The sequence below is a fragment of the Deltaproteobacteria bacterium genome (genome assembly GCA_016874755.1).
GTDB lineage: Bacteria > Desulfobacterota > Binatia > UBA9968 > UBA9968 > DP-20.
The window spans coordinates 1-23,573 of sequence record VGTH01000064.1 but is presented as its reverse complement, the minus strand read 5'-3'; the positions used below and the strand labels follow the sequence as shown (position 1 = coordinate 23,573).

Annotated in this window: 18 protein-coding genes; 12 read left to right on the top strand and 6 right to left on the bottom strand. The window is 58.8% G+C overall.

All coding sequences use genetic code 11. From position 1 onward, the window contains the following. Nucleotides 1-270 precede the first annotated feature (270 nt). Both FJ145_24775 and FJ145_24770 read right to left on the bottom strand, forming a co-directional pair. On the bottom strand, nt 271-1,287 hold the full coding sequence (locus FJ145_24775; protein MBM4264627.1) for an extracellular solute-binding protein: 1,017 nt from the start codon (nt 1,285-1,287) through the stop codon (nt 271-273). After that, a complete protein-coding gene (locus tag FJ145_24770; GenBank protein MBM4264626.1) occupies nt 1,284-2,006 on the bottom strand; it encodes a hypothetical protein in 723 nt (240 codons plus the stop codon). The genes FJ145_24775 and FJ145_24770 overlap by 4 nt, the downstream gene beginning before the upstream one ends. Before the next feature lie 113 nt (nt 2,007-2,119). On the opposite strand from FJ145_24770, the gene FJ145_24765 reads away from it, so the two are divergent. Further along, the gene (locus FJ145_24765; GenBank protein ID MBM4264625.1) at nt 2,120-3,391 is read left to right on the top strand and encodes an MFS transporter; all 1,272 of its coding nucleotides are present in this window, start codon (nt 2,120-2,122) and stop codon (nt 3,389-3,391) included. Between the two features lie 4 nt (nt 3,392-3,395). On the opposite strand, the gene FJ145_24760 is transcribed toward FJ145_24765, so the two are convergent. Beyond that, entirely contained in the window at nt 3,396-4,844 is a 1,449-nt protein-coding gene (locus FJ145_24760) for a hypothetical protein (GenBank protein MBM4264624.1), read from the bottom strand. Nucleotides 4,845-5,233: 389 nt separating this feature from the next. Here FJ145_24760 and FJ145_24755 point away from each other — a divergent pair, with 389 nt between their 5' ends. The 3 genes from FJ145_24755 to FJ145_24745 are packed head-to-tail and all read left to right on the top strand — an operon-like array spanning nt 5,234 to nt 8,511. After that, complete coding sequence (locus FJ145_24755; GenBank protein MBM4264623.1) at nt 5,234-6,676, top strand: amidohydrolase; 1,443 nt, start codon at nt 5,234-5,236, stop codon at nt 6,674-6,676. 26 nt (nt 6,677-6,702) lie between these two features. Further along, on the top strand, nt 6,703-7,731 hold the full coding sequence (locus FJ145_24750; GenBank protein MBM4264622.1) for a hypothetical protein: 1,029 nt from the start codon (nt 6,703-6,705) through the stop codon (nt 7,729-7,731). A 30-nt stretch (nt 7,732-7,761) separates the two neighbouring features. Beyond that, entirely contained in the window at nt 7,762-8,511 is a 750-nt protein-coding gene (locus FJ145_24745) for a glucose 1-dehydrogenase (GenBank protein MBM4264621.1), read from the top strand. 476 nt (nt 8,512-8,987) lie between these two features. On the opposite strand, the gene FJ145_24740 is transcribed toward FJ145_24745, so the two are convergent. Both FJ145_24740 and FJ145_24735 read right to left on the bottom strand, forming a co-directional pair. After that, nucleotides 8,988-9,152, bottom strand: coding sequence for an MmgE/PrpD family protein (locus FJ145_24740; GenBank protein MBM4264620.1), 165 nt, complete (start codon nt 9,150-9,152; stop codon nt 8,988-8,990). A gap of 88 nt (nt 9,153-9,240) precedes the next feature. Further along, nucleotides 9,241-10,956 (bottom strand): amidohydrolase family protein, encoded by a 1,716-nt coding sequence (locus FJ145_24735; protein MBM4264619.1) that lies wholly within the window; start codon nt 10,954-10,956, stop codon nt 9,241-9,243. A 144-nt stretch (nt 10,957-11,100) separates the two neighbouring features. On the opposite strand from FJ145_24735, the gene FJ145_24730 reads away from it, so the two are divergent. From FJ145_24730 to FJ145_24720, 3 genes are read left to right on the top strand one after another with little or no spacing between them, the layout of a single operon-like run. Continuing rightward, nucleotides 11,101-11,292 carry a hypothetical protein gene (locus FJ145_24730; protein MBM4264618.1) on the top strand — a complete coding sequence of 64 codons (192 nt, stop codon included), beginning with the start codon at nt 11,101-11,103 and terminating at the stop codon, nt 11,290-11,292. A 27-nt stretch (nt 11,293-11,319) separates the two neighbouring features. Beyond that, on the top strand, nt 11,320-11,856 hold the full coding sequence (locus FJ145_24725; GenBank protein MBM4264617.1) for an adenylate/guanylate cyclase domain-containing protein: 537 nt from the start codon (nt 11,320-11,322) through the stop codon (nt 11,854-11,856). Between the two features lie 19 nt (nt 11,857-11,875). Further along, nucleotides 11,876-12,223, top strand: a complete 348-nt coding sequence (locus FJ145_24720) for a hypothetical protein (GenBank protein MBM4264616.1) — start codon at nt 11,876-11,878, stop codon at nt 12,221-12,223. Between the two features lie 192 nt (nt 12,224-12,415). Here FJ145_24720 and FJ145_24715 read toward each other — a convergent pair whose 3' ends face one another. Further along, nucleotides 12,416-15,700 (bottom strand): helicase SNF2, encoded by a 3,285-nt coding sequence (locus FJ145_24715; GenBank protein ID MBM4264615.1) that lies wholly within the window; start codon nt 15,698-15,700, stop codon nt 12,416-12,418. Nucleotides 15,701-15,783: 83 nt separating this feature from the next. On the opposite strand from FJ145_24715, the gene FJ145_24710 reads away from it, so the two are divergent. The 5 genes from FJ145_24710 (at nt 15,784) to FJ145_24690 (ending at nt 23,400) form a co-directional block, all read left to right on the top strand. Continuing rightward, complete coding sequence (locus FJ145_24710) at nt 15,784-17,853, top strand: hydantoinase/oxoprolinase family protein (protein ID MBM4264614.1); 2,070 nt, start codon at nt 15,784-15,786, stop codon at nt 17,851-17,853. 80 nt (nt 17,854-17,933) lie between these two features. After that, a complete protein-coding gene (locus FJ145_24705; protein MBM4264613.1) occupies nt 17,934-19,682 on the top strand; it encodes a hydantoinase B/oxoprolinase family protein in 1,749 nt (582 codons plus the stop codon). Between the two features lie 110 nt (nt 19,683-19,792). After that, a complete protein-coding gene (locus tag FJ145_24700; protein ID MBM4264612.1) occupies nt 19,793-21,529 on the top strand; it encodes a hydantoinase B/oxoprolinase family protein in 1,737 nt (578 codons plus the stop codon). Between the two features lie 69 nt (nt 21,530-21,598). Beyond that, complete coding sequence (locus FJ145_24695) at nt 21,599-21,877, top strand: hypothetical protein (protein MBM4264611.1); 279 nt, start codon at nt 21,599-21,601, stop codon at nt 21,875-21,877. Nucleotides 21,878-21,984: 107 nt separating this feature from the next. Next, entirely contained in the window at nt 21,985-23,400 is a 1,416-nt protein-coding gene (locus FJ145_24690) for a UbiD family decarboxylase (protein ID MBM4264610.1), read from the top strand. Nucleotides 23,401-23,573: the final 173 nt, after the last annotated feature.

Below are 23,573 nucleotides of genomic sequence, written 5' to 3'. Positions count from 1 at the left end.
CGCCGCGATAAGCGAGGCCGGCGAGATTCGTCAGCGGATCGACTTCTTTCTTGATGTCGAGCAGCAATTTTTTCTCGCGAATCAGATCGATATAGCTGCGCAAGTCCTGGGGCATGCGGTTCCTCCGAATGGTTTTTTCAATTTTTATGAGATCACCGAGCGCGATGCAACTTGGCAACCAGAGATCAGCAGGCAGACGTCAACCCATGAAACCCGGAGCAACCCGAAACCCGGAACTCGAAACCCTTAACAACCAGCACGCTTGGCACGCTACCGTCCACCAAAGATTTCGTGAAACTGTTTGGCGTAGCCTTCGAAATTCTCCAACACTTCCACCGGCGCAAATGCCGGTTTGATGCCTTCAATATAGCGCGGCTGTTCCGGCGGCACGTCGATGCGATCGGGGATGCGGTTCATGCCGCGGACCAGCTCTTGGCCACGCTTCGACAGCACGAAGTCGACAAACAGCCGTGCCGCATTGGGATGCGGTGCCTTAGCGGCGATGCCGACGGGATGGATATTGGCAAAGACCGGATTGAGATAGATCCAATCCACCGGCGCGCCCTGCGGTTTCAACTGCTCGTATTGCGCCGAGTAGGTACTGAGCGAGCCTTTGTATTCACCGGCAGCGACTAGCTGCGCGAGAATCGTCCGGCCATTGCGCAGACCGACTTGCTTGGAGAGCTCGCGCATATAGGCTATGCCCTTTTCGTCGCCCATCGCTTTGACCATAGTGCCGAACCATTCATAGGCGCGGCTGTCCAGGCCGATGTTGCCCTTCCATTCGGGCCTCAACAAATCCTGGTGCGTCTTTGGAATACTGGCCCGCGGCACGTTGCGCGTGTTGTAGCCAAACGCCCCGTAGTTAGTGTAGATCGACGTCCAGGTCGCCTGCGGATCTTTGTAGCCGTCGCGATAGAATTTCCGCTCCGGCGAATCGTAAACCGCCAACAAGCCGCGCTTCTTCAGATTGTAGCCGTAGTAGCTCGTGCTCATGACCACGTCCCAGAGCGGCTGCCCGGCACGGTTTTCGGTGAGAATGCGCTCCATCAACTGCGCGTCGGTGGCGCGGTAAAACGAGCCTTCGATCTTAGGATAAAGTTGGCGAAAGCCATCGATCAAAATCTTTGAATCGGTGGCATTGAACGCTGCGTAAAATACCAGCTTGCCTTCGGCTTCGGCAACTTTTTTAACATCCTGCGCATAACCTGTCGCACAGACACCAAGCAGCACACCGATTCCGAAAAACGCGAAACCGGAAACCCAAAACCCGAAACGTTTCCTCATGGCATCTCCGCCAACAACCGCCCATAACCCTGCACCGGCTCATTCAAATGAAGAATTTTTTTCGTCGCCCACACCTGCGCCGGAATGCTTGACAACACAGTGGTCTTCAAGTCTTTCTCCAGTGTCTCGATGACCGGCAAATTATGCCAACCGGCACCGAGCATGTAGATGCCGTCAGCTTTCCCGGCGGCGAGGAAGTTTTTCTTGGCAAAATCGTAGATCGCTTCGGGCGACAACTTGCCGGCGTCTTTGAACGGCACTTCGATGCCGGTCATCGACTTCACGTTAAAGCCGTCGTCGCGCAGAAACTTGGCAAAACGATCGTTCATGTCACCTTGAAAATAGGTGATGCCGACCAGCGATTTCATTCCCAAGGCGCGAAACGCGTCGACTTGGGCGATGGTCGCGACCGTCACAGGAATTTTGTATTTCTTCGTCAGCGAATCGGCGATCGCCCGGTCGGCGCCATGGCCGCGCACCATGGTCGGCGGCGCGCCCATGATCATGACCACATCGGCGCCCAACTCGGCCAAACGCGCGACTTTTTTTTCGGCCACTGTGAGCGCCTCTTGCAGCTCTTTCTCATTGCCGGCGCGAATGCCGGCATGGGCCGGAATAAAGCCGACGCCCTCCGGCATCAGCTTGATGAAACTCTCCATTGAACCAGGTCGATAGGTTGGCTTTACCAAACCAACGACGCCGCGCGCTCCGTAGTACATAAGCTTCGATCCTCCGTTCGCTAGGTCGCCCAAGCGCTGAAATATCGCCTTAACTTTCTTTTCGCAAGGACACCTTCAACGACAACCTTGGCGCATGCTATATCAAGCCGAACATGCTTGATCTGATCCGCTCCAAACTTGCCAACCTCTACTTCGGCTGGCGCATGATCGCCGCCAGCTGCATCATTCGCGTGCTGGGCGGCGGACTGCACGCCTATGGGCTCAGCGTTTTCTTCTTGCCGGTGACGCAAGAGCTCAACCTCAGCCGCGCCGCGGCGTCGCTGGTTTTTTCCCTGGGACGCGCCCAAGGCGCGCTGGAAGGTCCGGTGGCGGGCTACTGCATCGATCGCTACGGCCCGCGTCCGGTGATCCTATTCGCCGTCGTGCTCGCCGGCATCGGCTATGTCATGCTCTCGGGCGTCAACAGTTTTGCGGCTCTGATGATCGTCTACATGGGCGTGATATCGCTGTCGTACCAGGCGGGATTTATGGACGCGACCATGGCGATCGCCAACACTTGGTTTATTCGCAAGCGCGCGTTGGCCATGTCGCTCACCAGTGGCTCCATCGCTTTGGGCGGCACGCTGGTCACGCCGTTTCTCGCCTACGCCGTCCACACCTGGGGCTGGCGCGCCGCCGCCATCGGTGCCGGCATCGTGTTTCTGATCAGCGGCTTGCCGCTGGCGCTGACGATTCGGCGTTCCCCCGAAAGCATCGGCTTGCGGCCCGACGGAGATTTACCGGCAGCATCGCCGAATCAAGCACATGCAACTGGAAGCAAGGCACCGAGATTTGCAGAGCAAGAGTTGTCGCTCGCTCAGACACTGCGCACCCACCAGTTTTGGCTACTGACTTTCGCCACCACGTTTCGCACCGTGTGTTCGGCCGGCGTGCTCGTGCATTTCGTGCCGATCTTGGTTTGGAAGGGTTACAGCCAAACTCAGGCGGCGTTTTATCTCGGCGTCATCGCCTTCTTCGGCATGCCAACCCATTTGCTCATGGGCTGGCTCGGCGATCGCATCGACAAGCAACGCCTGATGGCTTTCTCCATGGCGCTCGGCAGCGTGGCGATCTACTGCCTATTTCAAGGCACCCACGAGTGGCAGCTCTGGGTAGCGGTGGCACTTTTCAGTCTCTTCGAAGGACTGTTCCCAGTGACCTGGGCCACGGTGGGCGATTTCTTCGGGCGAAAAAACTTCGGCAAAATTCGCGGCAGCATGAGCTTTCTCTATACTTGGGGTAGCGTGCTCGGCCCGGTCTTGGCCGGCGCAATCTACGATCGCAGCCAGAGTTACGCCGGCTTGTATTGGGTGATGTTCGCTTTGTGCTGGCTGACCGCGCTGCTTTACGCGTTGCTCCGGCGCCCGGCGGCAACGCACAGATAAACAGTTACTGAGTGCCGTTGTTTTTCAGGCTATCGGAAGCGGCGGCGAGCACCCTCGTCCGCAAATCAGGATGAAGGTTTTGAATCAGTGCCAGTACTGGCTCACGCTGCCCCCAGTCGATCAGGTCATGTACAACCCCAACGGTGGAAAGGATTCTGGTCTGCCGGGTGGGGGCAAGCGCTTTGATCAACGTCAGGGTCCGCGCCGCCTGGCCATCGCGAGCCAATGCCGACACGGCACCCTCTGCCATCAATATTCGGGTTTGTTGATCCGGATCGAGTGTCTCGATAAGTGCCAAAGCCCGCCCCGATTCGCCGTCGCGCGCCAGCCCTGCAACCGAGCCATTGGTGGCAAAAATCTTCGCTTGTTGTTCTGGGTCGAAGGAATCGATCAACTCCAGCGTGCGCGCCGCCTGCGCCTCATGGGCCAGCCCCGAGACGGCACCATCCGTAGTCAAAATTCTTGTTTGCAGCTCGATATCGAGATTTTCGAACAGGGCAAAAGTCCGCGCCGCTTGGCCATGGGCACCGAGGCCATGCACAGCACCCTCTGCCATCATGGCCGTAGCCTGCTGCTCCGTGCTGAGCTTCTCAATCAGCCCGAGTACCTCCGCTGCCTGACCATTATTGCTCAACCCCAAGACAGCACCGGGCGCTGCCAAAACCTGTGTCTGTTGGGCGGGGTCGAGCGTTCGGATCAACGCTAGGGTTCGTGCGGCGGTGGTCCGTGCCAGCTCCGCAACTGACCGCCCCATGGACAAGATCTGCGCCTGCTGGCTGATATTGAGTTTTTCCATTATTCCGATCGCCTGTGCCGCTTGGCCATTGTGCGCCAGCGCCGATAAAGCATCGGCGCCAACCAAAACTTGCGCCTGCTGATCGGCATCGAGGTTCGCAATGATTGCAATCGTCTCCGCGGCTTGTCCATTGCGCGCCAGGTGCAGGACGGCATTGGGCCCCGACAAAATCTTCCCCTGCTGAGCAGCATCGAGTTTTTGTATTAACAAAAGGGTTCGCGCGGCCTGGCCGTTATTAACCAGCCCCGAGATCGCGTCATGCGCCGACAAAATGGTGGTCTGCTGGGCGGGATTTACCTTTTGAATAAGCGCCAGCGTCCGCGCCACATGCCCATGGGAAGCCAGCGCGGCCACTGCATCACGCGCCGACAGCACCGAGGTCTGTTGAGTAGAAGTAAGTTTCTGAATGACTTCTAGAGTTTTGCCGGCCTGGCCCCTGCGCGCCAGCTGCGCAATGAAGCCAGCCACAGACAAGATCGCGACCTGCTGCGATGGATCGAGCCGCCCGATCAGCGCAACGGTCCGGCCAGCTTGCCCCCTCCGAGCAAGGGCGCGCATGCCCTCGCCGGATGCAAGAACGGAAGCTTGCTGGTCGCCGGGGAGCAATTTGAAAATTGCTGCAGGCAAACTGAGAATTGCCGCACGTACCAAACTCATATTTCAATACCCGGGCTGTGCCTGCACCGACATCGATATGCTATTTTGCGTGGCGCGAAGAGGGTCATCGGTAATACAAAAGAGGCAAGCCCATGTTTGAACTGTCAACGCTGCTACTCTGATGCTGCTATTTCGCTCTCGGACACTAACCACTCTCCGGCAACCAAGAAAACCCATCTGTCCACGCCGCCAGGACCGCTCGACCCGGTGTGCCAGAGCGACTTAACCCTATACTCAACAAACTCAGCTTTGTCTATGCTTCGAAGCCATTTAGTCAAGGGCCCTACGCCCCATCGAGAAGGGCCGGGTTCATGCGCTGGAGCGCGCCGTTTGACGCTCTGGCGGCGAAGTGACTATAGAACCTATGACGTGCGAGAGGAGCCGTAACCATGACGAGTCGCGCCGCAGCGATACGGGCCAGTCTCAAACACCCTGTGATCGACGGCGACGGTCACTGGTTGGAGCCAGTGCCGATTTTTCTTGAGTACTTGCGCGAAGTCGGCACCGCAGCATCAGTCGACCGCATGCGCGCGCTCTGGCAGCGTAGCCACACGTGGTACCGCTCCACATGGGCGCAGCGCCAGCACAACCGCACGCGGCGCAGCAACTGGTGGGGCAGCACCAGCAACACACTCGACAAGGCAACCGCGCTGCTGCCGGCCTTATTGAACGAACGGCTGCCGGAGTTGGGCGTCGACTTTGCGCTGATCTATCCGAGCCTTGGGCTTGCGCTCAACGGGATTGCCGAAGACGATCTGCGCCGCGCCACGGCGCGTGCTTACAACCAGATGACAGCCGACATGTTCGGGCCCTATGCCGCAAGGTTCGCTCCCGTTGCGATCATTCCTGCACGCACACCGGAAGAAGGGATCGATGAACTCGAAAACGCCGTCGGCAAGCTGGGCTACCGAGCGATCATGCTCAAAGGCAATCAGGACCGGCCGATCCCAAGTGCAGCGGAAGGCGGCGACGCCAAGAAAGCCGCGTGGTACTTGGACACCATCGCCCTCGACAGCCCGCTCAATTACGATCGGTTCTGGCAGCGCTGCGTCGATCTCGGCGTCGCCGTCACCCAACACTCGGGCAGCGGCAGTTGGCCGGACCGCTGTTCCATCAGCAACTTCACCTACAACCACATCGGCCACTTCGCGGCATCGAACCATGCGTTTGCACGCGGCGTTTTTCTCGGCGGCCTGGTGCGGCGCTACCCGACTCTCAATTTTGGTTTCATGGAGGGCGGTGTGAGCTGGGCCTGTCAGTTGTGCGCCGACTTGCTCGAACACTGGGAAAAGCGCCGCCCCGCCGGCCTAGAGAATCCGAAGAACACCAACCTGGCTGAGCTCAATCAATTGATCAGCAAGTACGGCGACGCGCGGTTGCAAGCCAATGCCGATGCGCTCATGAACAACCTGGATTTCTTGCGGCCGGAATGCAGCGTCGAAGAGCTCGCCCGCCCCGAGTTTGTCACAGACAATTTCGCCGCCGCGGGGATCGCGTCAAAAGACGATATCCGCACTGCCTTCTCCAGTAACTTCTACTTCGGCTGCGAAGCCGACGATCGAACCACCATGTGGGCCTTCGATCCGCGCATGGGCTTTCGCCTACGACCGGTGTTCAGCTCCGACTTCACCCATTTCGATGTCCCCGACTTCGCCGAGGTCATCCCCGAAGCGTTCGAGATGATCGAGAAGCGCTTCGTCAGCGAACAAGACTTCCGCGAGTTCACCTTCACTAACGCCGCCCGGCTGCACACGCGCAACAATCCGGATTTCTTCAAGGGCACCGTTGTGGAGCAAGCCGTGAGGGATGAATTCGGATTGAAGACCGCGTAGATAGCACAAATTTGCCGAGGTGGAAGATGACAAGATCGGTGCCATTGCTGATTGCGATCGCTCTAGGAATCCTGGCGGACTCAACGCGCGCCGCTTCGATCGAAGATTTCTACAACGGCAAAACCATCCAATTCATCGTCGGCGCCTCCGCCGGTGGTGGCTATGACACCTACACCCGGCTGATCGGCCGCCATATCGCTCGATACATTCCCGGCAACCCTCCAGTGGTCGTCCACAACATGCCCGGTGCCGGCATGTTGATCGCCGCCAATCACACCTATAACAGTGCGCCGCGTGACGGCACGGCGATCGGCAATTGGTCGGGGCCCCTGGTTCTCCAGCAATTGTTGGGCAATCCGGCCGTAAAATTCGACGGCCGCAAGTTCGGCTGGCTTGGCATGCCCACCGCGGATGCGCTGCTGTGTATCACCACCGGAAAAAGCGGCATCCGCAGCGCTGAGGATTGGCGCAAGTCGAAAACTCGTCTCAAATTCGGCGGCAACGGCCCGGGCACCAGCGGCACCGACGACACCAAGATCCTCGCCGCCGCCACGGACTTTCCCGTCCAAGTGATCGAGGGCTACAAAGGCACCGCCGACGTTAGAATTGCCGCGGAAACCGGCGAGCTCGACGGCAGCTGCACGCTGAGCTGGCAATCGGCCAAGGTAACTTGGGCCAACGCGCTCAAGGCCAAACAGGTTCATATCGTGCTGCAGATGTCGCAAGAGTCGCATCCCGACTTGAAAGGCATCCCGCTCGCCGTGGATTTCGCCAAGACCGACGAAGGGAAAAAGCTCCTGCGCATCGCCGGCGAAGTTTATGGCAAACAGCGGCTCTACTCCATCCCGCCGCAAGTCCCCGAGCAGCGCGTGCGCGCGCTGCAAAGCGCCTTCATCAGCGCGCTGAAAGATCCGCAGCTAATTGCCGAGGCACAAAAAGCCAATCTAGATATCGCCCCGATTGACGGCCCCGGCATCGGGAAAATGGTTCAAGGGCTGTACGAACTCGAACCCGCCGTGGTCAGTCGAGTGAAGCAGATACTTGAAGCAAAGTAGAAGAACCGAACTCAATAACGGAGGACGGCCATGCGCTTAAAAGACAGAGTCGCGATCGTTACCGGGGGCGGTGTGGGCATTGGCAAAGCCTACGCCCACGGGCTTGCCCGGGAAGGCGCTAAAGTCATCGTCGCTGATATCCAGGACGACGAAGCTAAAAAAGTCGCCGCCGCGATCACGGCCGACGGTGGCGAAGCGAAAGCTGTCTACGTCGATGTTACGTCGGCGGAAAAGACCCAGGCGATGGCTCAGGAAGCGATGAAAACCTACGGCCGCAGCGATATCCTGGTGAACAACGCCGGGCTTTACTCGGCGATCAAAAAGAAGAGTTTTATGGAGATCGACAGCGACGAATGGGACCGGGTCATGGCCGTCAACGTAAAAGGACTGTGGCACTGCGTCAAAGCGGTTTACCCGGCGATGAAGCAGCAAGGCAAGGGCAAGATCATCAACGTTTCATCGGGCACGGTGTTTGGCAGCTCGGCAAATTTTCTCCATTATGTGTCGTCAAAAAGCGCGGTGATCGGCTTCACGCGCGCCCTGGCGCGCGAGGTGGGTGGCGATAATATTTGCGTCAATACGATCATGCCAGGTTTGACGATGTCCACTCAGGGCCCTATGACCGCCGAGCGACTCGCCGACCGGCGCAAACGCCGCGCTTTTCAACGCGAACAGTATCCCGCCGATCTCGTTGGCACCGTGATCTTCCTTGCCTCCGACGACAGCGATTTCATGACCGGCCAGGCCATCAACGTCGACGGCGGCGCGTATATGCGCTGAACTTTTGCCTAGCTTTGCTAAAAATTCTTTGTCGCTATCGGTCTAACTGGCATCCGCCGCGCCTGCCGGAACGCCGAAAAGGGGTCGAAAATCTTTTCGTTAATCATTCTGCAAGGAGTGAAGCCATGTCTTATATGCGCGGCGATGTCTACATTTGGTCCGACGGGACTCACGTCCATTTTTGGGCGCGCGATGGCTATGACCATTAGGATGGAGCGGTGTGGAACGAACCAAAAACAACGACAACGAAGCCATCCGGCGTTGCGCTCCATCAATCAGTGGCCGACGAATACGTAGTCATGCGATTCGCCGAAATGATTGCAGAGGGCTGTGTCGAAGCCGCAATCGAACAGGCACTAAAACAGTTCAGCAGCAATGGAGGCTGCATCGCTTTTGCAGAACGCGCCGATAAACTTCGGCAGCTGAAGAGTCAGGAACAAATCAACGCGACACGCGAATGCCAGTCTATCAACATATCAGCCCATGCGCTCGGCGTCGTAATGGCCGGGACCGACCAGCGTGTCGTAAAACCCGTTTTTGCCTTCGATGATATCGCCGTTGGCGGTGATGCCCGCCTGCGCCATCGGCGCGGCGTTGACACCGTTGCGGCAAGCGTTGCCGGCGGCCATCGCGCCGGCCATGCTGCCCTGGTTCGCCGACAGTCCGCAGGCCGAATCCGAATTTTTTGTTTTGTGCCCCTTGTACTACTTTGTGGTTAGCCTCCGATTCTTACGCCGCCGCCTGCAGCGCCGCGCCGTTGCCACCGCCTAGCACCGTACCCGGCAATGCGCCCGTGTGGTATTCTTTTTCCACCAACACCTGGCCATTAACGAGCGTCATCTCGATGCCCACCGCTTTTTGCACATAGCGCTTCTCGTTGCCCGGCAGGTCTTGGACCATGTGGGCGTCGCATTCGCGGACCGTCGCGGGGTCGAAAACGCACACGTCCGCAGCCATACCTGGACGCAGCAGGCCGCGGTCGCGAATGCCGAAGATCGACGCGACCATGAAGGTCAATTTCCGAATCGCCTCCTCCGTAGTCATGATCTGCTTCTCGCGCACCCAGTAGCCCAACAGACGCGTCGCGTAGCCGAAGCCCGCGTCGTAGATCAAGTGCGCTCCGGCATCGGATTGGCCGACCAGCACGTAGGGGCTGCGGATTATTTCTGCCACCGCCTTTTCGTCGCCATTGGTGCTCGAGGTTTGGAACTCAGTCTCCAAGCCCTCTTCGAGCGACAGATCCAAGAACGCATCGATAATGTCTTGGTTACGAATCTTGGCGATTTCGGCGACGCTCTTCTTTTCCAGCCACTTGTTCTCAGGCTTCACCGCATTGATTAGATAAACCAAATCCCAACGGCGCGAGAAGCGCGACGACTTCTTTTCTTCCACCGCTTCATAGCGCATCTTCTTGCGCGTCTCCGGATCTTTGATCGCCGCGATGCGCGCTTCCAGCGGCAAGAACAATATCGCCTTCCAGGTTGGCAAATCGTCGAACACCTGGGCGTTTTTCATCGTCAGGCGGTTGTTGAACAGACGCGCATTGCACAACGGATACGACTGCACGCCGCGATCGATGGTTTCTTTGGCTTTGTCCAACAGCGCGCGCCATTCATTGGGCTTATCCCAACGGTGCGCGATGCTCTGCCAAACGACTGGCCGGCCCGAGCGCGAAGAAATCTCTTCAAACAACTTCAAGCTTGGATCGATCGGCACCGACACGCCGAGCGAGCCACGCGAAATCTGCACCGTGCCTTGATTGATCTCGCCCAGGGCGCCGGCTAGCTCGACGATTTCTTCATCGGTCGAAAAGCGGCTCTGAATCGGCGTGCCGTCGGCATACATGTGGACAGGATTCTGGTTGGTGGAAAAGCCCGCGGCGCCGGCGCGCACGCTGGCCTTCAGAACATCTTTCATCTGCTGGATTTCCGCCGGTGTAGCGGCGCGCTCGATGGACGCCTGCCCCATGACGTATTGGCGCAGCGCGCAGTGGCCGACCAGCGATGCGACGTTGACGCCGAGGTTGCCACGCATGGCGTCAAGATATTGGCCAAAGGTATTGAAGCCCCATTTGACGCCGGCCTCTAGAGCGGGAATGGTGATCGCCTCGACGCGCTCGAAGCTGCGCAGGATCATATCGTGATCGGCTTCTTTAACCGGCGCCAAGGAGAGCCCGCAGTTGCCGGGAATCACCGTGGTCACACCGTGATAGCAGGACGAAGTTGCCAGCGGGTCCCACAAAAGCTGGGCATCCAAATGGGTGTGAAAGTCGATAAAGCCCGGCGATACCGCCAAGCCGTCGGCGTTGATCGTCCGCTTGGCGCTGCCGTTGATGCGCCCGGTCTCGACAATCTTGCCATCCTGCACCGCCACATCGCCGAGATAGGACGGCAGGCCGCTGCCGTCATATAATCTTCCACCTTTGATCAAAACGTCATAAGCCATGGGAATCCTCCTTGGCCGGTCATGTATTGGAGCGAGCTTAGCGACAGCGCCACGTGAATGTCAAATGAAGCTCGCCTTGGTAGCAGCGCCGTTCGTAGGGTATAAGAGAGCTGCGAAAGTTAAAAAGATCCCGTGGGGTCCCCGATGAGAAAGTTTCTTATTTGGCTCAGAAAATTTCTCGGCACAACGCAGATGGCGCGCTCGGTTTACCGCTACATGCCGTCGCCGCAGCGTTGCAAAGAGTGCCTGGTGCCGTTTCTAGGGCTGTTCTCGGTGCCGTTTCGTCTGCTGCAGATCCGGCCGTCGCGCAAGAATCCACATCTTTGCACCCTTTGATACGAGCTCGCTCCTCCGGGCGGGGAGATCTGCAACATCTCGGTGCTGTTTGTCGACGTGCGCGGCTTCACGTCACTGGCGGAGCAGCTGCCGCCGGACCAAGTCGTCGCCCGGCTCAATCGTTTTTACGCGATCGCGTCGCACGCAATCTTCGAGCGCGACGGCACCCTCGACAAGCTAGTCGGCGACCAGGCTATGGGATTTTTCGGGGCGCCGCTTCATGGTAAAGATCATCCTCGACGGGCGGTGGAAACCGCATTGAAAATATTGAGCGCCATGCACGGGCTCGACCCGAGACATCAATTGCAAATAGGCGCCGGTGTCGCCAGCGGCGAAGCTTTCGTCGGCAACGTCGGCAACGCGGGAGTCACGGACTACACGGTGATCGGCGACACGGTGAATGTCGCCGCGCGATTGCAGGCCATCGCCGGCCCGGGCGAGCTCTTGGTGAGCGAAGATACCTACGCTCACGTAGCCAGCGATTTCCCGAACGCACCGGCCCGTGAATTAGGTTTAAAGGGCAAGAATTTGCCGATTACCGCGAGGGTTTTGGCGCAAGCGTGAGAACCTAGCCGGGAGACCGATGATGAAACAGTTTATCGCCGCATTGCTGATAGTAGCGTCAAGCGGCGCTTCCGCTTGGAGCCAAGCCGGCAAACCGAGCAGCGCCGCCGAGTTGGCCACCTACGTAGCTGCCGACCGCGAAAAGGTCCTCTACGAGGGCGCCAAGAAAGAAGGGAAGCTGGTCTGGTACACCACCCTCGCCACCGACCAGAATAAAACTATCTCGAGCATCTTTGAGAAAAAACATCCCGGTGTCGCCGTCGACACCTATCGCACTGGGTCCAGCGCCCTAGCGCAGCGTCTGCGCACCGAAGCCAAGGCGCGCGCCATACCGCCGACGCCATTGAGACGACTCCCGGCGGCATGATGACGTTTCGTGAAGCACAATTGCTGCTGCCGTACACGTCCCCCTATCTCGCGGCGTTTCCGGAAGACGCAAAGGACATCACGCGCAAAGGAGCCTGCAGGATCGGTTCACCACGAAGACACGAAGGACACGAAGTTCGGAAGAAGAAATTTTTCTCTTTACCTTCGTGCCTTCGTGGCGAGTCTCTTTTTTCTACGACAGCAGCAATTCCAGATCGTCGCGCGATAGATTGCGCATCACACTGTTGTCCGCGGTGATGATCGCGTCGGCCAAGTCGCGTTTGCTCTTTTGCAGTTCCAATACTTTTTCTTCCACGGTGTCGCGCGCGATCAAGCGATAGGCAAACACTTGCCGCGTCTGGCCGATGCGATGGGCACGATCGATGGCTTGGGCTTCGACGGCGGGGTTCCACCATGGATCGAGCAAATAAACATATTCTGCCGCTTGCAGGTTCAACCCCAAGCCGCCGGCTTTCAAGCTGATTAAAAACAACTTGATCTTGGGATCGTTCTGAAACTCGGCGACGCGTGCTTCGCGGTCGCGGGTTTTGCCGTCAAGATAAGTATAAGAGATTTTCGCCGCGTCGAGCCGGCTACGCAGGATGGTCAGTAGGCTCACGAACTGCGAGAACACCAGCACCTTGTGATCCTCTTCGAGCACCTGGTCGAGCTGCGCGATCAAGGTATCGACCTTGCTGCTGCCCTCCGCGACTCGTTTCTTGTCGATCAAGCCTGGATGGCAGGCAGCCTGGCGCAAACGCAGCAACGCTTCGAGCACTTGGATCTTGAATTGTCCGGAACCGTCGTCGGCGCCCTCTTTGAGCAAGCGGGCGCGGTAAAAATCGCGCAGCTCGTCATAATACTTGCGCTCCTTGCCTTCGAGGTCGCAGTAGATCGTCTGCTCGGTTTTGTCTGGCAGCTCGGTGGCGACCTGCTTTTTTGTGCGGCGCAAAATAAACGGCCGCAGCGCCTTTGCGAGAATATTGCGCGTGCTAACGTCGGGATTTTTGCCGGCGTTGCCGAGCACAGAAGCGGCGCCGAGCATGCCGGGATTCAAAAACTCAAACAGGCTCCACAGCTCACCCAGATGATTTTCCACCGGCGTGCCGCTCATCGCCAAACGATGATCCGCATTGATCAAGCGCGCCGCCTTGGCCGACAGCGTGCCGGGATTTTTGATCGCCTGGGCTTCGTCGAGAATACAGTAGTCGAACTGCTGATCTTTGAACTGCAGCGCGTCGCGCCGCAGCGTGCCGTAGGTCGTCAGGATCACGTCGTAGTTCTCAAAATGCTCGCCGGGTTTCAAGCGGCTGATGCCGGTGTGATCGAGCAGATTCAACTTGGGGGTAAACTGAGCCGACTCGCTTTCCCAGTGAAAGACTAGGGAGCGCGGGACAACGACCAACGATGGCGGCGGCGGATTATCATTCTCGCCGCGGCGCAACTGGCGGCGCCCTTCGAGCATGGCGAGAACTTGAATCGTCTTGCCCAAGCCCATGTCGTCGGCGAGACACCCGCCAAAACCAAAGCGTTGGAGAAACTGCAGCCAGCCCAACCCTTCGCTCTGGTAACCGCGCAGGTGGCCGAGAAAATCGCCGCTCGGCGCCGCCGCGCGCACGCCGTCAAAGTTGCGCATCTCCTGGCGCACTCTGGCAAAAACTTCGTCGACCCGAACCTCCGGCTCGGAGGCGAGCAGCGCATCGAGCAGCCCCGCTTGAGTCCGCGTGAAGCGCAGCTTCTCACCGTCGGCGCCAGCCATGCCGGCCAGCAGGCCGTATTTCCTCATCCACTCTTCAGGGACGACGCCGAACGTGCCGTCGTCCAAGCGAATCGTCTGCTCACCCTGCTTGATCGCCTTCAGCAACGCCGGCAGCTTGACTTGAGACTCGCCAAATTTCGCCGCGCCGTCGAGATCGAACCAATCGACGCCGGAGTTGACCTCGATGCTAATCGCCTCGGCGGTGCGATACAGATTGCCTTCGGCTTCGACATGCCAGCCCTCGGCAGTCAACAGCCGCACTACGCGGGGCAGCTGCGCCGGGGCAATGTCGCTCTGCTCTTTGGACCAATAACTGTTACGGAAACCGATTTGAAAAAGTTTCTGTTTGGCCGCGGTTTCGGCTAAGAGATCGCGCGTCAGCAGTTGCCGCTCATTTTTTTTGTACACGCTAATGCCGGGGCGTTCGGCAGCAACCAATTCACCGCCGTAGTTGAACGACAGTTCGCCAATCAACCGGGTCTCACCCCAGGGCCGGCGCTCGCCCCGCTTGACGACCAGATGGGGCTGCATCGATTGCGACACGACCTCATATTTGAATTCTTCAGGCAGATCGAGGCGCGGCTGGCGCGGCAGCCGCAACAGCTCATCGATGAACGGCTCACTTTCCTCTCTGGTAAATTCGAGCGCCTGCCGTTGACGCAGCAGCGACACCCAACTGAAAGCATCGTGATCGTCGAACCGCGCGACCACCTCGTTGTAAAACACCAGACCGCCGGCGAGCAGCAACGCCGGCTGCGAAAGCTCCATCTCGGCACCTTCACGCCGCAAGACACCGCTTAGAACGTAGCGTTCCGTCGTTGGGTCAAACGCAATCTGAATGCACAGCTCCCAAGCCGGACCGTCGTCCCATTGCAGCGTAGTCAGTGCCCCCTGCGACCTAGGACCACGCAAACAACAACGCCCCGTGCTGCACAAAAGCGGCAACACAACAGACCATAACGGCCGAGGCACGGCGAACTGCGAGATCGGCGACTCGTAGCGATAGGGCGTGTAGCCATAATTGGTCTCCTGGCGCGCGCCGAAAAGCATCGCCAGGGCTCGTTGATCATTGGCATCCCGCAAGCCGGCTGTTTCACGGGCGTATAGCCGATGGCTTTTTACTTTGCCCCACTCACCGTTCTGCCTGCGCTCTTTGCAGGCAATCTCGATGGTCAGGCCGCGTCCTTCCAGCGCCCGCTCGGCATCGATGATGTAAAGAATTTCTCGTTCAACGGCAGGCCTGGTGTCGCTTGGCGCGCCAGCTTGCGCCGCCTCCATGGCATTTCTTACGGTCAACAGCGACTGCTTCCAGAGGGGTTCCGGCGGCTTTTTCGGCAAAGCCGGAATCGCCCCTCTAGCGCGCGGGCCGCCGATGACAAAGTCATTCTCGTCTTCGTCATCGTCCTCAACCCAATCGTCTTCACCGCTGCGCAGCGCGTCTTGCAAATAACCGCGCTTTTCCGCGGCGAGAGCGGTGGCCCAGATGTGCTTGCAAGGCTCGCTGTCTCGCTCGAAAAACGGGCAGCTGCACGAGTACTCCAGGAAGTCATCGTAGAAGGAAATCTCGACCTCGTAGCGCATCGAGCCTTGAACGGTTGCGCTCACCGCCTGGTTATCGCCGTCGATTCTACGCACGGCGCCGGATGCGAAATAGGCACGGCCGTTGCGCTGCACCGTGGACGCAGCCTCATCAGCGATTTGGTCGGTGATGTATCCCATGGTCAATCATTTTTTTACCGTGCAGCACCGCGAAAGTCCACGAGATTGAAGCAAAAAATTATTAATGGTAGACGATTCAAACTATGTCCAAGTACCGAGTAACAGTCGACACCGGCGGAACATTTTCCGATTTTGTTTTTTTCAACGAAGACACGGGCGAGATCACCATCACCAAGGTCCCATCGACGCCGAAGGAGCCTTTTCAAGCGGTTTTAAACGGTGTGCAAGAATTGGTCGACCAAGGCGTCTGCGCCGCGGACATCTCTTTTTTCTGCCACGGCACCACGGTCGGCACCAACGCGCTGCTCGAAGAAAAAGGCGCCCAAACCGGCCTACTCGTCACCCAAGGTTTTCGCGGCATCTACGAAGTCATGGAGCAAACCCGCGGCTACGGCCCGGCGACCTACGATCTGTTTTTCGAAAAGCCCCGATTGCTGGCGCCGCCCTACTTTACCGAAGAAATTCCCGAGCGCGTCGACTTCAAAGGCAATGCGCTGAAATCGATCGACGCCGAGGCGTCGCGTGAAGCGATCCGGCGTTTGAAGAAAAAGGGCGTGCAATCGATCGCCGTCTGTTTTCTTTTTTCGTTTTTGAATCCCGATCACGAATTGAAAATCAAAGAGCTGTTCGCTCAGGAATATCCCGAGGCGCGCCTATCGCTTTCCTATGAAGTATTGCCGCAGATCCGCGAGTTCTACCGGCTCAGCACCACGGTGATCAACGCCTACATCCAGCCAGTCATGGCGAATTATCTCGGCCGCTTGGAAAGCCACATGCGCGAAATGGGCGTGACCACGCCCAAGCTTTACATCATGCAATCCAACGGCGGCGTTTCCACATTTAAAGGCTCGGCGGAAAAACCGGTGGCCACGGTGCTCTCCGGTCCGGCGGGTGGCGTCATTGCGTCGATGGGCACCTGCGAGCGCGTCGGCATCAACAACATCATCACCTTCGACATGGGCGGCACCAGCTGCGACGTGGCGCTAATCCACGAAGGCAATCCGGTGATCACTACGCAGGGCAAGATTAACCTGCGCCCCATCGCCCTGCCGATGCTCGACATTCACACCGTCAGCGCCGGTGGCGGCACCATCGCACGCATCGACGCGGTGGGCGGCCTGCAAGTGGGCCCCGATAGCGCCGGTGCCGACCCGGGCCCGGTGTGCTACGACCGTGGCGGCGACATGATCACGGTGACCGATGCCAACATGGTCGCCGGCGTGCTCGACCCGGATCATTTTTTGGGCGGGCGCATGAAGCTCAACAAGCCCAAGGCGGAAAAGACCCTCGAAGAAAAAATCGCCAAGCCGCTGAAACTCGATTTGCTCGAAGCCGCCGACGGCGTCTTGAAAATCATCAACGTCAAAATGGAAGAGGCGATCAAAGCCGTCTCGTCGGCGCGCGGCTACGACATTCGCGATTTCACGTTGGTCGCTTTCGGCGGCGGCGGGCCGATGCACGCCGGCAGAATGGCGTTGGATTTAGGCATTCCGCAAGTGCTCGTGCCGCTCACGCCCGGCGTCCACTCGGCGCTCGGACTACTGATGTCCGACGTAAAACACGACTACGTACGTTCCAAATTGGTTGGTTTGGACGAGCTTGACCTCGACGACATCAATCATTTGTTTCACCAATTGATCGAGCGCGCCAAAGCCGACTTGCACAGCGAAGGCTTCAACGACGCAGAGATCAAGCTCGAACCCTATCTCGACCTGCGCTACGCCGGCCAAGGCTACGAGTTGACCGTGCCCTGCTCGATGCCGCCGCTCACCAAGCACGATTTGAGCGTGATGCGCAGCCGCTTCGACACCATGCACGAGCAAAACTCCGGGCACAAAGCGGAGACGGAGCCGGTGGAGCTGGTAAGTTTACGACTGATCTCCCTCGGTCTGGTACCGCAAGCCAAGCTGTCGCGCGGCCTGATCACCGGCCGCAAAGTCGAGCAGGCAAAAATCGGCGAGCGCAAAGTCTTCTTCGGCAAAGAGCACGGCGTGGTCAACACGCAAATCTACAACCGCGATCTGCTCGAGCCGGGCCATAAACTTAGCGGCCCGGCGATCGTCGAGCAGCTAGACACGACGACCGTCATTCACCCAGAACAGGAAGCATCGGTGGATAGCTATCGGAATATTATCATTAGGGAGAAGGCATGAAGCAAAGGCAGTAGGCAATAGTCGGATTCGAAAGTCTCTTACTCTTGCCTCCTGCCTCTTGCCTCTTGCCTAGCATTCTTATGCAAGTCGATCCCGTCACTTTGCAAGTCATCCAAGCGCGCCTGGCCGGCATCGTCCAGGAGATGCAAAACTCGCTCTTTCGGACCGGCTACTCGACGATTATCCGCGAATCGCAGGACGCCAGCTGCGCAATTTTGAATCGCGCCGGCGAAGTGGTGGCGCAGCACGTGGTCTTGCCGCTGCACATGGGCGCGTTCCCGGCCTGCGCCGCGGGCATTATCAAGAATTATTCTGCTGACGAAATTCATGAAGGCGACGCCTTTATCACCAATCACCCGTACCACGGCGGCAGCCCGCACGCGCCCGACATGGCGGTGCTCTCGCCGATTTTTTATATGGGCGAATGGGTCGGCTTCGCGGCCAACTTGGCGCACAAGAGCGACATCGGCGGGCCGGTGCCGGGGAGCTGCTGGAGCCAGGCCCGGGAGATTTACCAGGAGGGCCTGCACGTGCCGCCAGTGAAATATGTCCACAAAGGCCAAACCAGCAAAGATTTGGAAGCCGTGCTGAGCGCCAACAGCCGGACACCGGAACTCGTCGTCGGCGACCTGCGCGGCCAAGTCGGCGCGGCGCGTCTGGGCGAGCGCCGCTTTCAGGAAATGATGGACCGCTATGGCAAGCAGACCATCCTCGATTCTTTCGAACAACTGTTTGCCCTGACCGAAGCCAAAGTGCGCGCCGAGATCGCCTCATGGCCCGACGCCGTCGGCGAAGGCGAGCGCTTCGTCGACAGCGACGGCGTCGAGCTCGACAAACCGGTGCGCTTGCACGTGCGCATCGAGAAAAAGGGCGATAAGTTGTTGTTCGATTTCACCGGCAGCGCCGATCAAACCAAGGGGCCGGCGAATATCCGGCCGACTATTGTGCGCGCCGCTTGTTGTTATCTGATGACCTGCCTGGTCGACCCGGCATTGGCCATCAACTATGGCCTGGCGAAGTGTATCGACATCAAAGTGCGCGACGGCAGCGTGGTCAATCCGAGATTTCCCGCCCCCGTGAACACCTACAATCCCACTGTCCATGCGCTGGTGGAATCGCTGCTCGAAGCCTCGAGCCAGATCACACCGCACAAAAAGGTCGGCGACGGCTGCAGCAGCCGTTCGATCATCATCGGCGGCCGCAGCAACAAGACCGGCAAAGGCTATGTGCAATATGAAATCTTTGGCGGCGGCTCCGGCGGCCGCAGCGGCAAAGACGGCGTGTCGGGCACCAACGTCAATCAATCGAACGCCAAGATCGCGCCGATTGAAATCATCGAATCGGAGTTCGCCACCCGGGTGCGGCGTTTTGAATTGATCCCCGACTCCGGCGGCCCGGGCACCTTCCGCGGCGGCTTGGGCTTTGTACGTGAATACGAAGTATTGGACAACGACGCGCGCTTCTCGCTGCGTTCGACCAAACATAGCGTCGCGCCCAAAGGCATCGACGGCGGCGGCGAAGGCAAAACCGGCCACTGCGTCTTGAACCCGGGCGCCCAGGGCGAACGCGTCATACCGTCGCGCTTTTCCGACCATGTGCTGCATCCGGGAGAAGCCTTCCGCTTGGAAACCCCGGGCGGCGGCGGCCTCGGCGACCCGCTCAAACGCGACGCGCAGCGCGTCTTGAATGACGTGCGCAACGGTTATGTCACTGTCGCGCGCGCTAGGGAAGTTTATTGCGTGACCATCGACCCAGTGGACGCTGACTTTCGAGTTAACGAGAAAGAGACTGCGCAACTGCGCGCGCAGGCAATAGGCAATAGGCAATAGGCAATAGGCAATAGAAAGATGCGTTCAAACCGTTCTCCGAGTCTCACTGTTGCCTGTTGCCTCTCCCGTCCGACTATTGCCTCGTGCCTAATGCCTATTGCCTTTCTCGTATGAAGGTAGACGCGATCACATTGCAGGTCATCCAAGCCCGCCTGGCCGGCATCGTCCAGGAGATGCAGAACTCGCTGTTTCGCACCGGCTACTCGACGATCATCCGTGAATCCCAAGACGCGAGCTGTGCGATTTTAAACACCAAAGGCGAAGTCGTCGCTCAGCACGTCGTCTTGCCGCTGCACATGGGCGCGTTTCCGGCCTGCGCCGCGGCGATCTTGAAGAATTTCGGCACTGACGAGATCAACCAAGGCGACGCCTTCATTACCAACCATCCCTATCTCGGCGGCAGCCCCCATGCCCCGGACATGGGGGTGTTCACGCCGATTTTTTACCATGGCGAATGGGTCGGCTTTGCCGCCAACATGGCGCACAAGAGCGACATCGGCGGCACCGTGCCGGGGAGCGGCTCGGGCAACGCGCGGGAAATTTTCCATGAAGGGCTGCATCTGCCGCCGGTGAAGTTCATGGCGCGGCTCCAACCGGTCAAAGAGATCGAGGCGATGATCGCCGCAAACAGCCGCACGCCGGCACTGGTGATCGGCGACCTGCGCGGCCAGGTGGGCGCGGCCCGGTTGGGCGAACGCAGAATCGCCGAGCTGATGGAGCGCTATGGCAAGCAGACGATTCTCGAATCCAACGAGATCCTCTCCGAGCACACGGAAAACCGCCTGCGCCGGACCATCGCCTCCTGGCCCGACGGCGAGTCCGAGGGCGAAAGCTTCGTCGACCACGACGGCATCGATCTCACCAAGCCGATTCGTATTCACGTCAAAGTGACCAAGCGCGGCGATCGGCTTCACTTCGACTTCAGCGGCAGCAGCGATCAGACCCAGGGGCCGGCCAACATCCGGCCGCCGCTGGTGCGCGCCGCCTGCGCCTATTGCCTGGTTGCCCTGGTCGACCGTTTTCTGCCCATCAACGCGGGGCTCGCCCGCTGCGTCGAAGCGACCTTTCGCGCAGGCAGCGTCGTCGATCCGCGATTTCCCGCGGCGGTGAACACGTACATGCCCACGGCTCTCACTGTCGCGGAAGCCGTCCTGCGCGCCCTGGCTGGCTTCGTCCCCGACAAGCGCATCTCCGGCGGCTCCGGCAGCGCCGCGCTCGTGCTTGGCGGCCGCGATGCGACGACCAACCGTGCCTACGTGCACTACGAGATCTTCAGCGGCGGCACCGGCGCGCGCTCAGGCAAAGACGGTGTCTCGGCCACCGCCTTTCACCTAAGCAACTGCAAAACCGCGCCCATCGAAATCATCGAATCGGAGTTTCCCACCCGCGTTGAGCGCTTCGAAATGCTCACCGACTCGGGCGGCGCCGGGGAATGGCGCGGTGGCTTGGGCTTCGTCCGCGACTACCGCATCCTCACCGAGGAGGTGCGTTTCTCCATGCGCACCGACAAGCACAAAATCGCGCCCTTCGGCAGCGGTAGCGGCCTACCCGGCGCCATCGGCGCCTGTGTCGTCAACCCAGGCATCAACAAGGAAAAGCGGCTGCCGTCGCGTTTCGGCGACCAACCCTTGGGTCGCGACGACATCGTCAGGGTCGAGCGTCCCGGCGGCGGTGGCCTCGGTGACCCCAAGCGCCGCTCCATCGAACAGGTGCTAGAAGACGTCCGTCAAGGCTATGTTTCCCTCGAAAAGGCGGCGGCCGACTACGGCGTCGCCGTCGACCTCAGCTCGGACGAGCCCCGGCTGGACGTCAAAAAAACTCAAATTCTTCGAGAAAAATCACTCTAAATTGTGGCAAATACCTCCATCGTTTGCTATAACCGACGAAACTATTTCATTCCTGAAGGAGGAATTTTGATGGCTGTAAAAAAGAAGGCGGCGAAGAGAAAGCCCAATGCGGCATTCATGAAACCGGTGCAACCGGACGGTGTGCTTGCTGCTGTAGTCGGCAGCAAGCCCCTACCGCGCACCGAACTCACCAAGAAACTGTGGGTCTACATCAAAAAGAATGGCCTGCAGGACAAGAAGAAAAAAACCAACATCAACGCCGACGACAATCTGAAAGCTGTGTTCGGCGGCAAGAAAACGGTCACCATGTTCGAGATGACCAAGTTGGTGAGCAAACACGTAAAGTAGTAAGTTTCGAATTTGCTCAGTAATAGAGCCAAGGGCATCTAACCACGATGTCCTTGGCTTTTGTTTTTTTATAGGCCCGCTCAATCTCATGCGCTCTTGTTATTAACATGCTCGTTCGGCCATTTGATATTCAGCCAACCAAATTTGGGGAGTTGACGCACATGCCCAAAGACCTGCGCAATTTCATCGCACGACTGGAAGCGAAGTATCCCGAGGAAGTTGCACATGTGACAAAAGCGATCTCGCCGCGCTACGAGATCACCGCGCTGTTGACGCAATTGGAAAAAGCCAAGCGATTCCCTCTGCTTTACTGTGAAAAGGTCGAGGGGAGCGACGCCCCAGTGGTGATCAACGCGCAAGCAAGCCGCAAACTCATGGCTCTCGCGATGGAATGCAAACCGGAAGACCTCGCGGCAAAGTTCACCGAGCGTCAAGGCAAACCCATCGCGCCGGTGGAAGTCACCGACGCGCCAGTGCAGGAGGTCTTTAAGCTCGGCGATGAAGTCGATCTGGCAAAAATTCCACTGCTCACCCATTACGACGTCAACGCGGCCCCCTACGTCACCGCAGGCATCGTCGTTGCACCCGATCCTGACTCGGGTGTACGCAACACCAGCTACAATCGACTGATGATGGCGGGCAAGCGCGAGCTAAGAATTTTCATGGCCATCGGCCGCCACCTCTGGACGCTACAAAACAAAGTCGAGCGGCGCGGCGCGGCGCTGCCGATCGCCATCGTCGTCGGCGTGCATCCGTTGTTTTCCCTCGGCGCCCAGGCGTTCACACCGGCCACCGATGACGAATATGCCGTCATCGGCGGCATGATGCAGGAGCCGCTGCGCGTGGTAAAGGCCAAGACGGTTCCAGTGCTAGTGCCGGCGGATGCTGAGCTCATCATCGAGGGAAAAATTCTGCCGAACCTGCGCCGCGAAGAGGGCCCCTTCGGTGAATTCACCGGCCACGCGGTGTCCAAAGACGAGCGCCAAGTCATCGAAGTCACCGCCGTCACCCATCGCAAAAACTATATTTTCCAAGACGTTCATGCCGGCTACACCGAGCACAAACTGATGGGCGCAGTGCCGCGCGAAGCCGCACTGATCCGTGCCCTGCGCCAGACCGTGCCGACGGTAAAAAGTGTCTGCATGCCGGTGTCCGGCAACTGCCGCTTTCACGCCTATATTTCGATTGCGAAACGCACCCCCGGCCAAGCGAAGAACGCCATCTGCGCCGCCATCGCCTCCGACATGCTGCTAAAGCATGTCGTCGTCGTCGACGACGACATCGATGTGTTTGATGAAGAGCAGGTGCTCTGGGCAGTGTCGAATCGCTTTCAAGCCGACAAGGATTTAGTCGTGATCGCCGGCGCCCAAGGCAGCGAGCTCGACCCCTCAGCCGGCCCCGGCGGCGTCAATGCGAAGATGGGTTTAGATGCAACCAAACCGTTGGACGGCTTTGCGCCCGAGCTGCGCGTGCCGCAGGAGATCATGACCAAAATCCGCCTGGCCGATTTCTTGCCGAAATAAGCGGCGAATATTCTCCCTTAGAGTCTCCCTTAGAGTCTCCCTTAGGGTCTACCATCGGAATTTAGCAGGTAGCGGTAGCGCTGGGAATCAAGTAGAAGAGATTCGACGAGGGTGTGGCTCTTAGGGTCAGTGGCCTGTGTATTCAGGCTCACATAGCCTGAAATGCCGCCCTC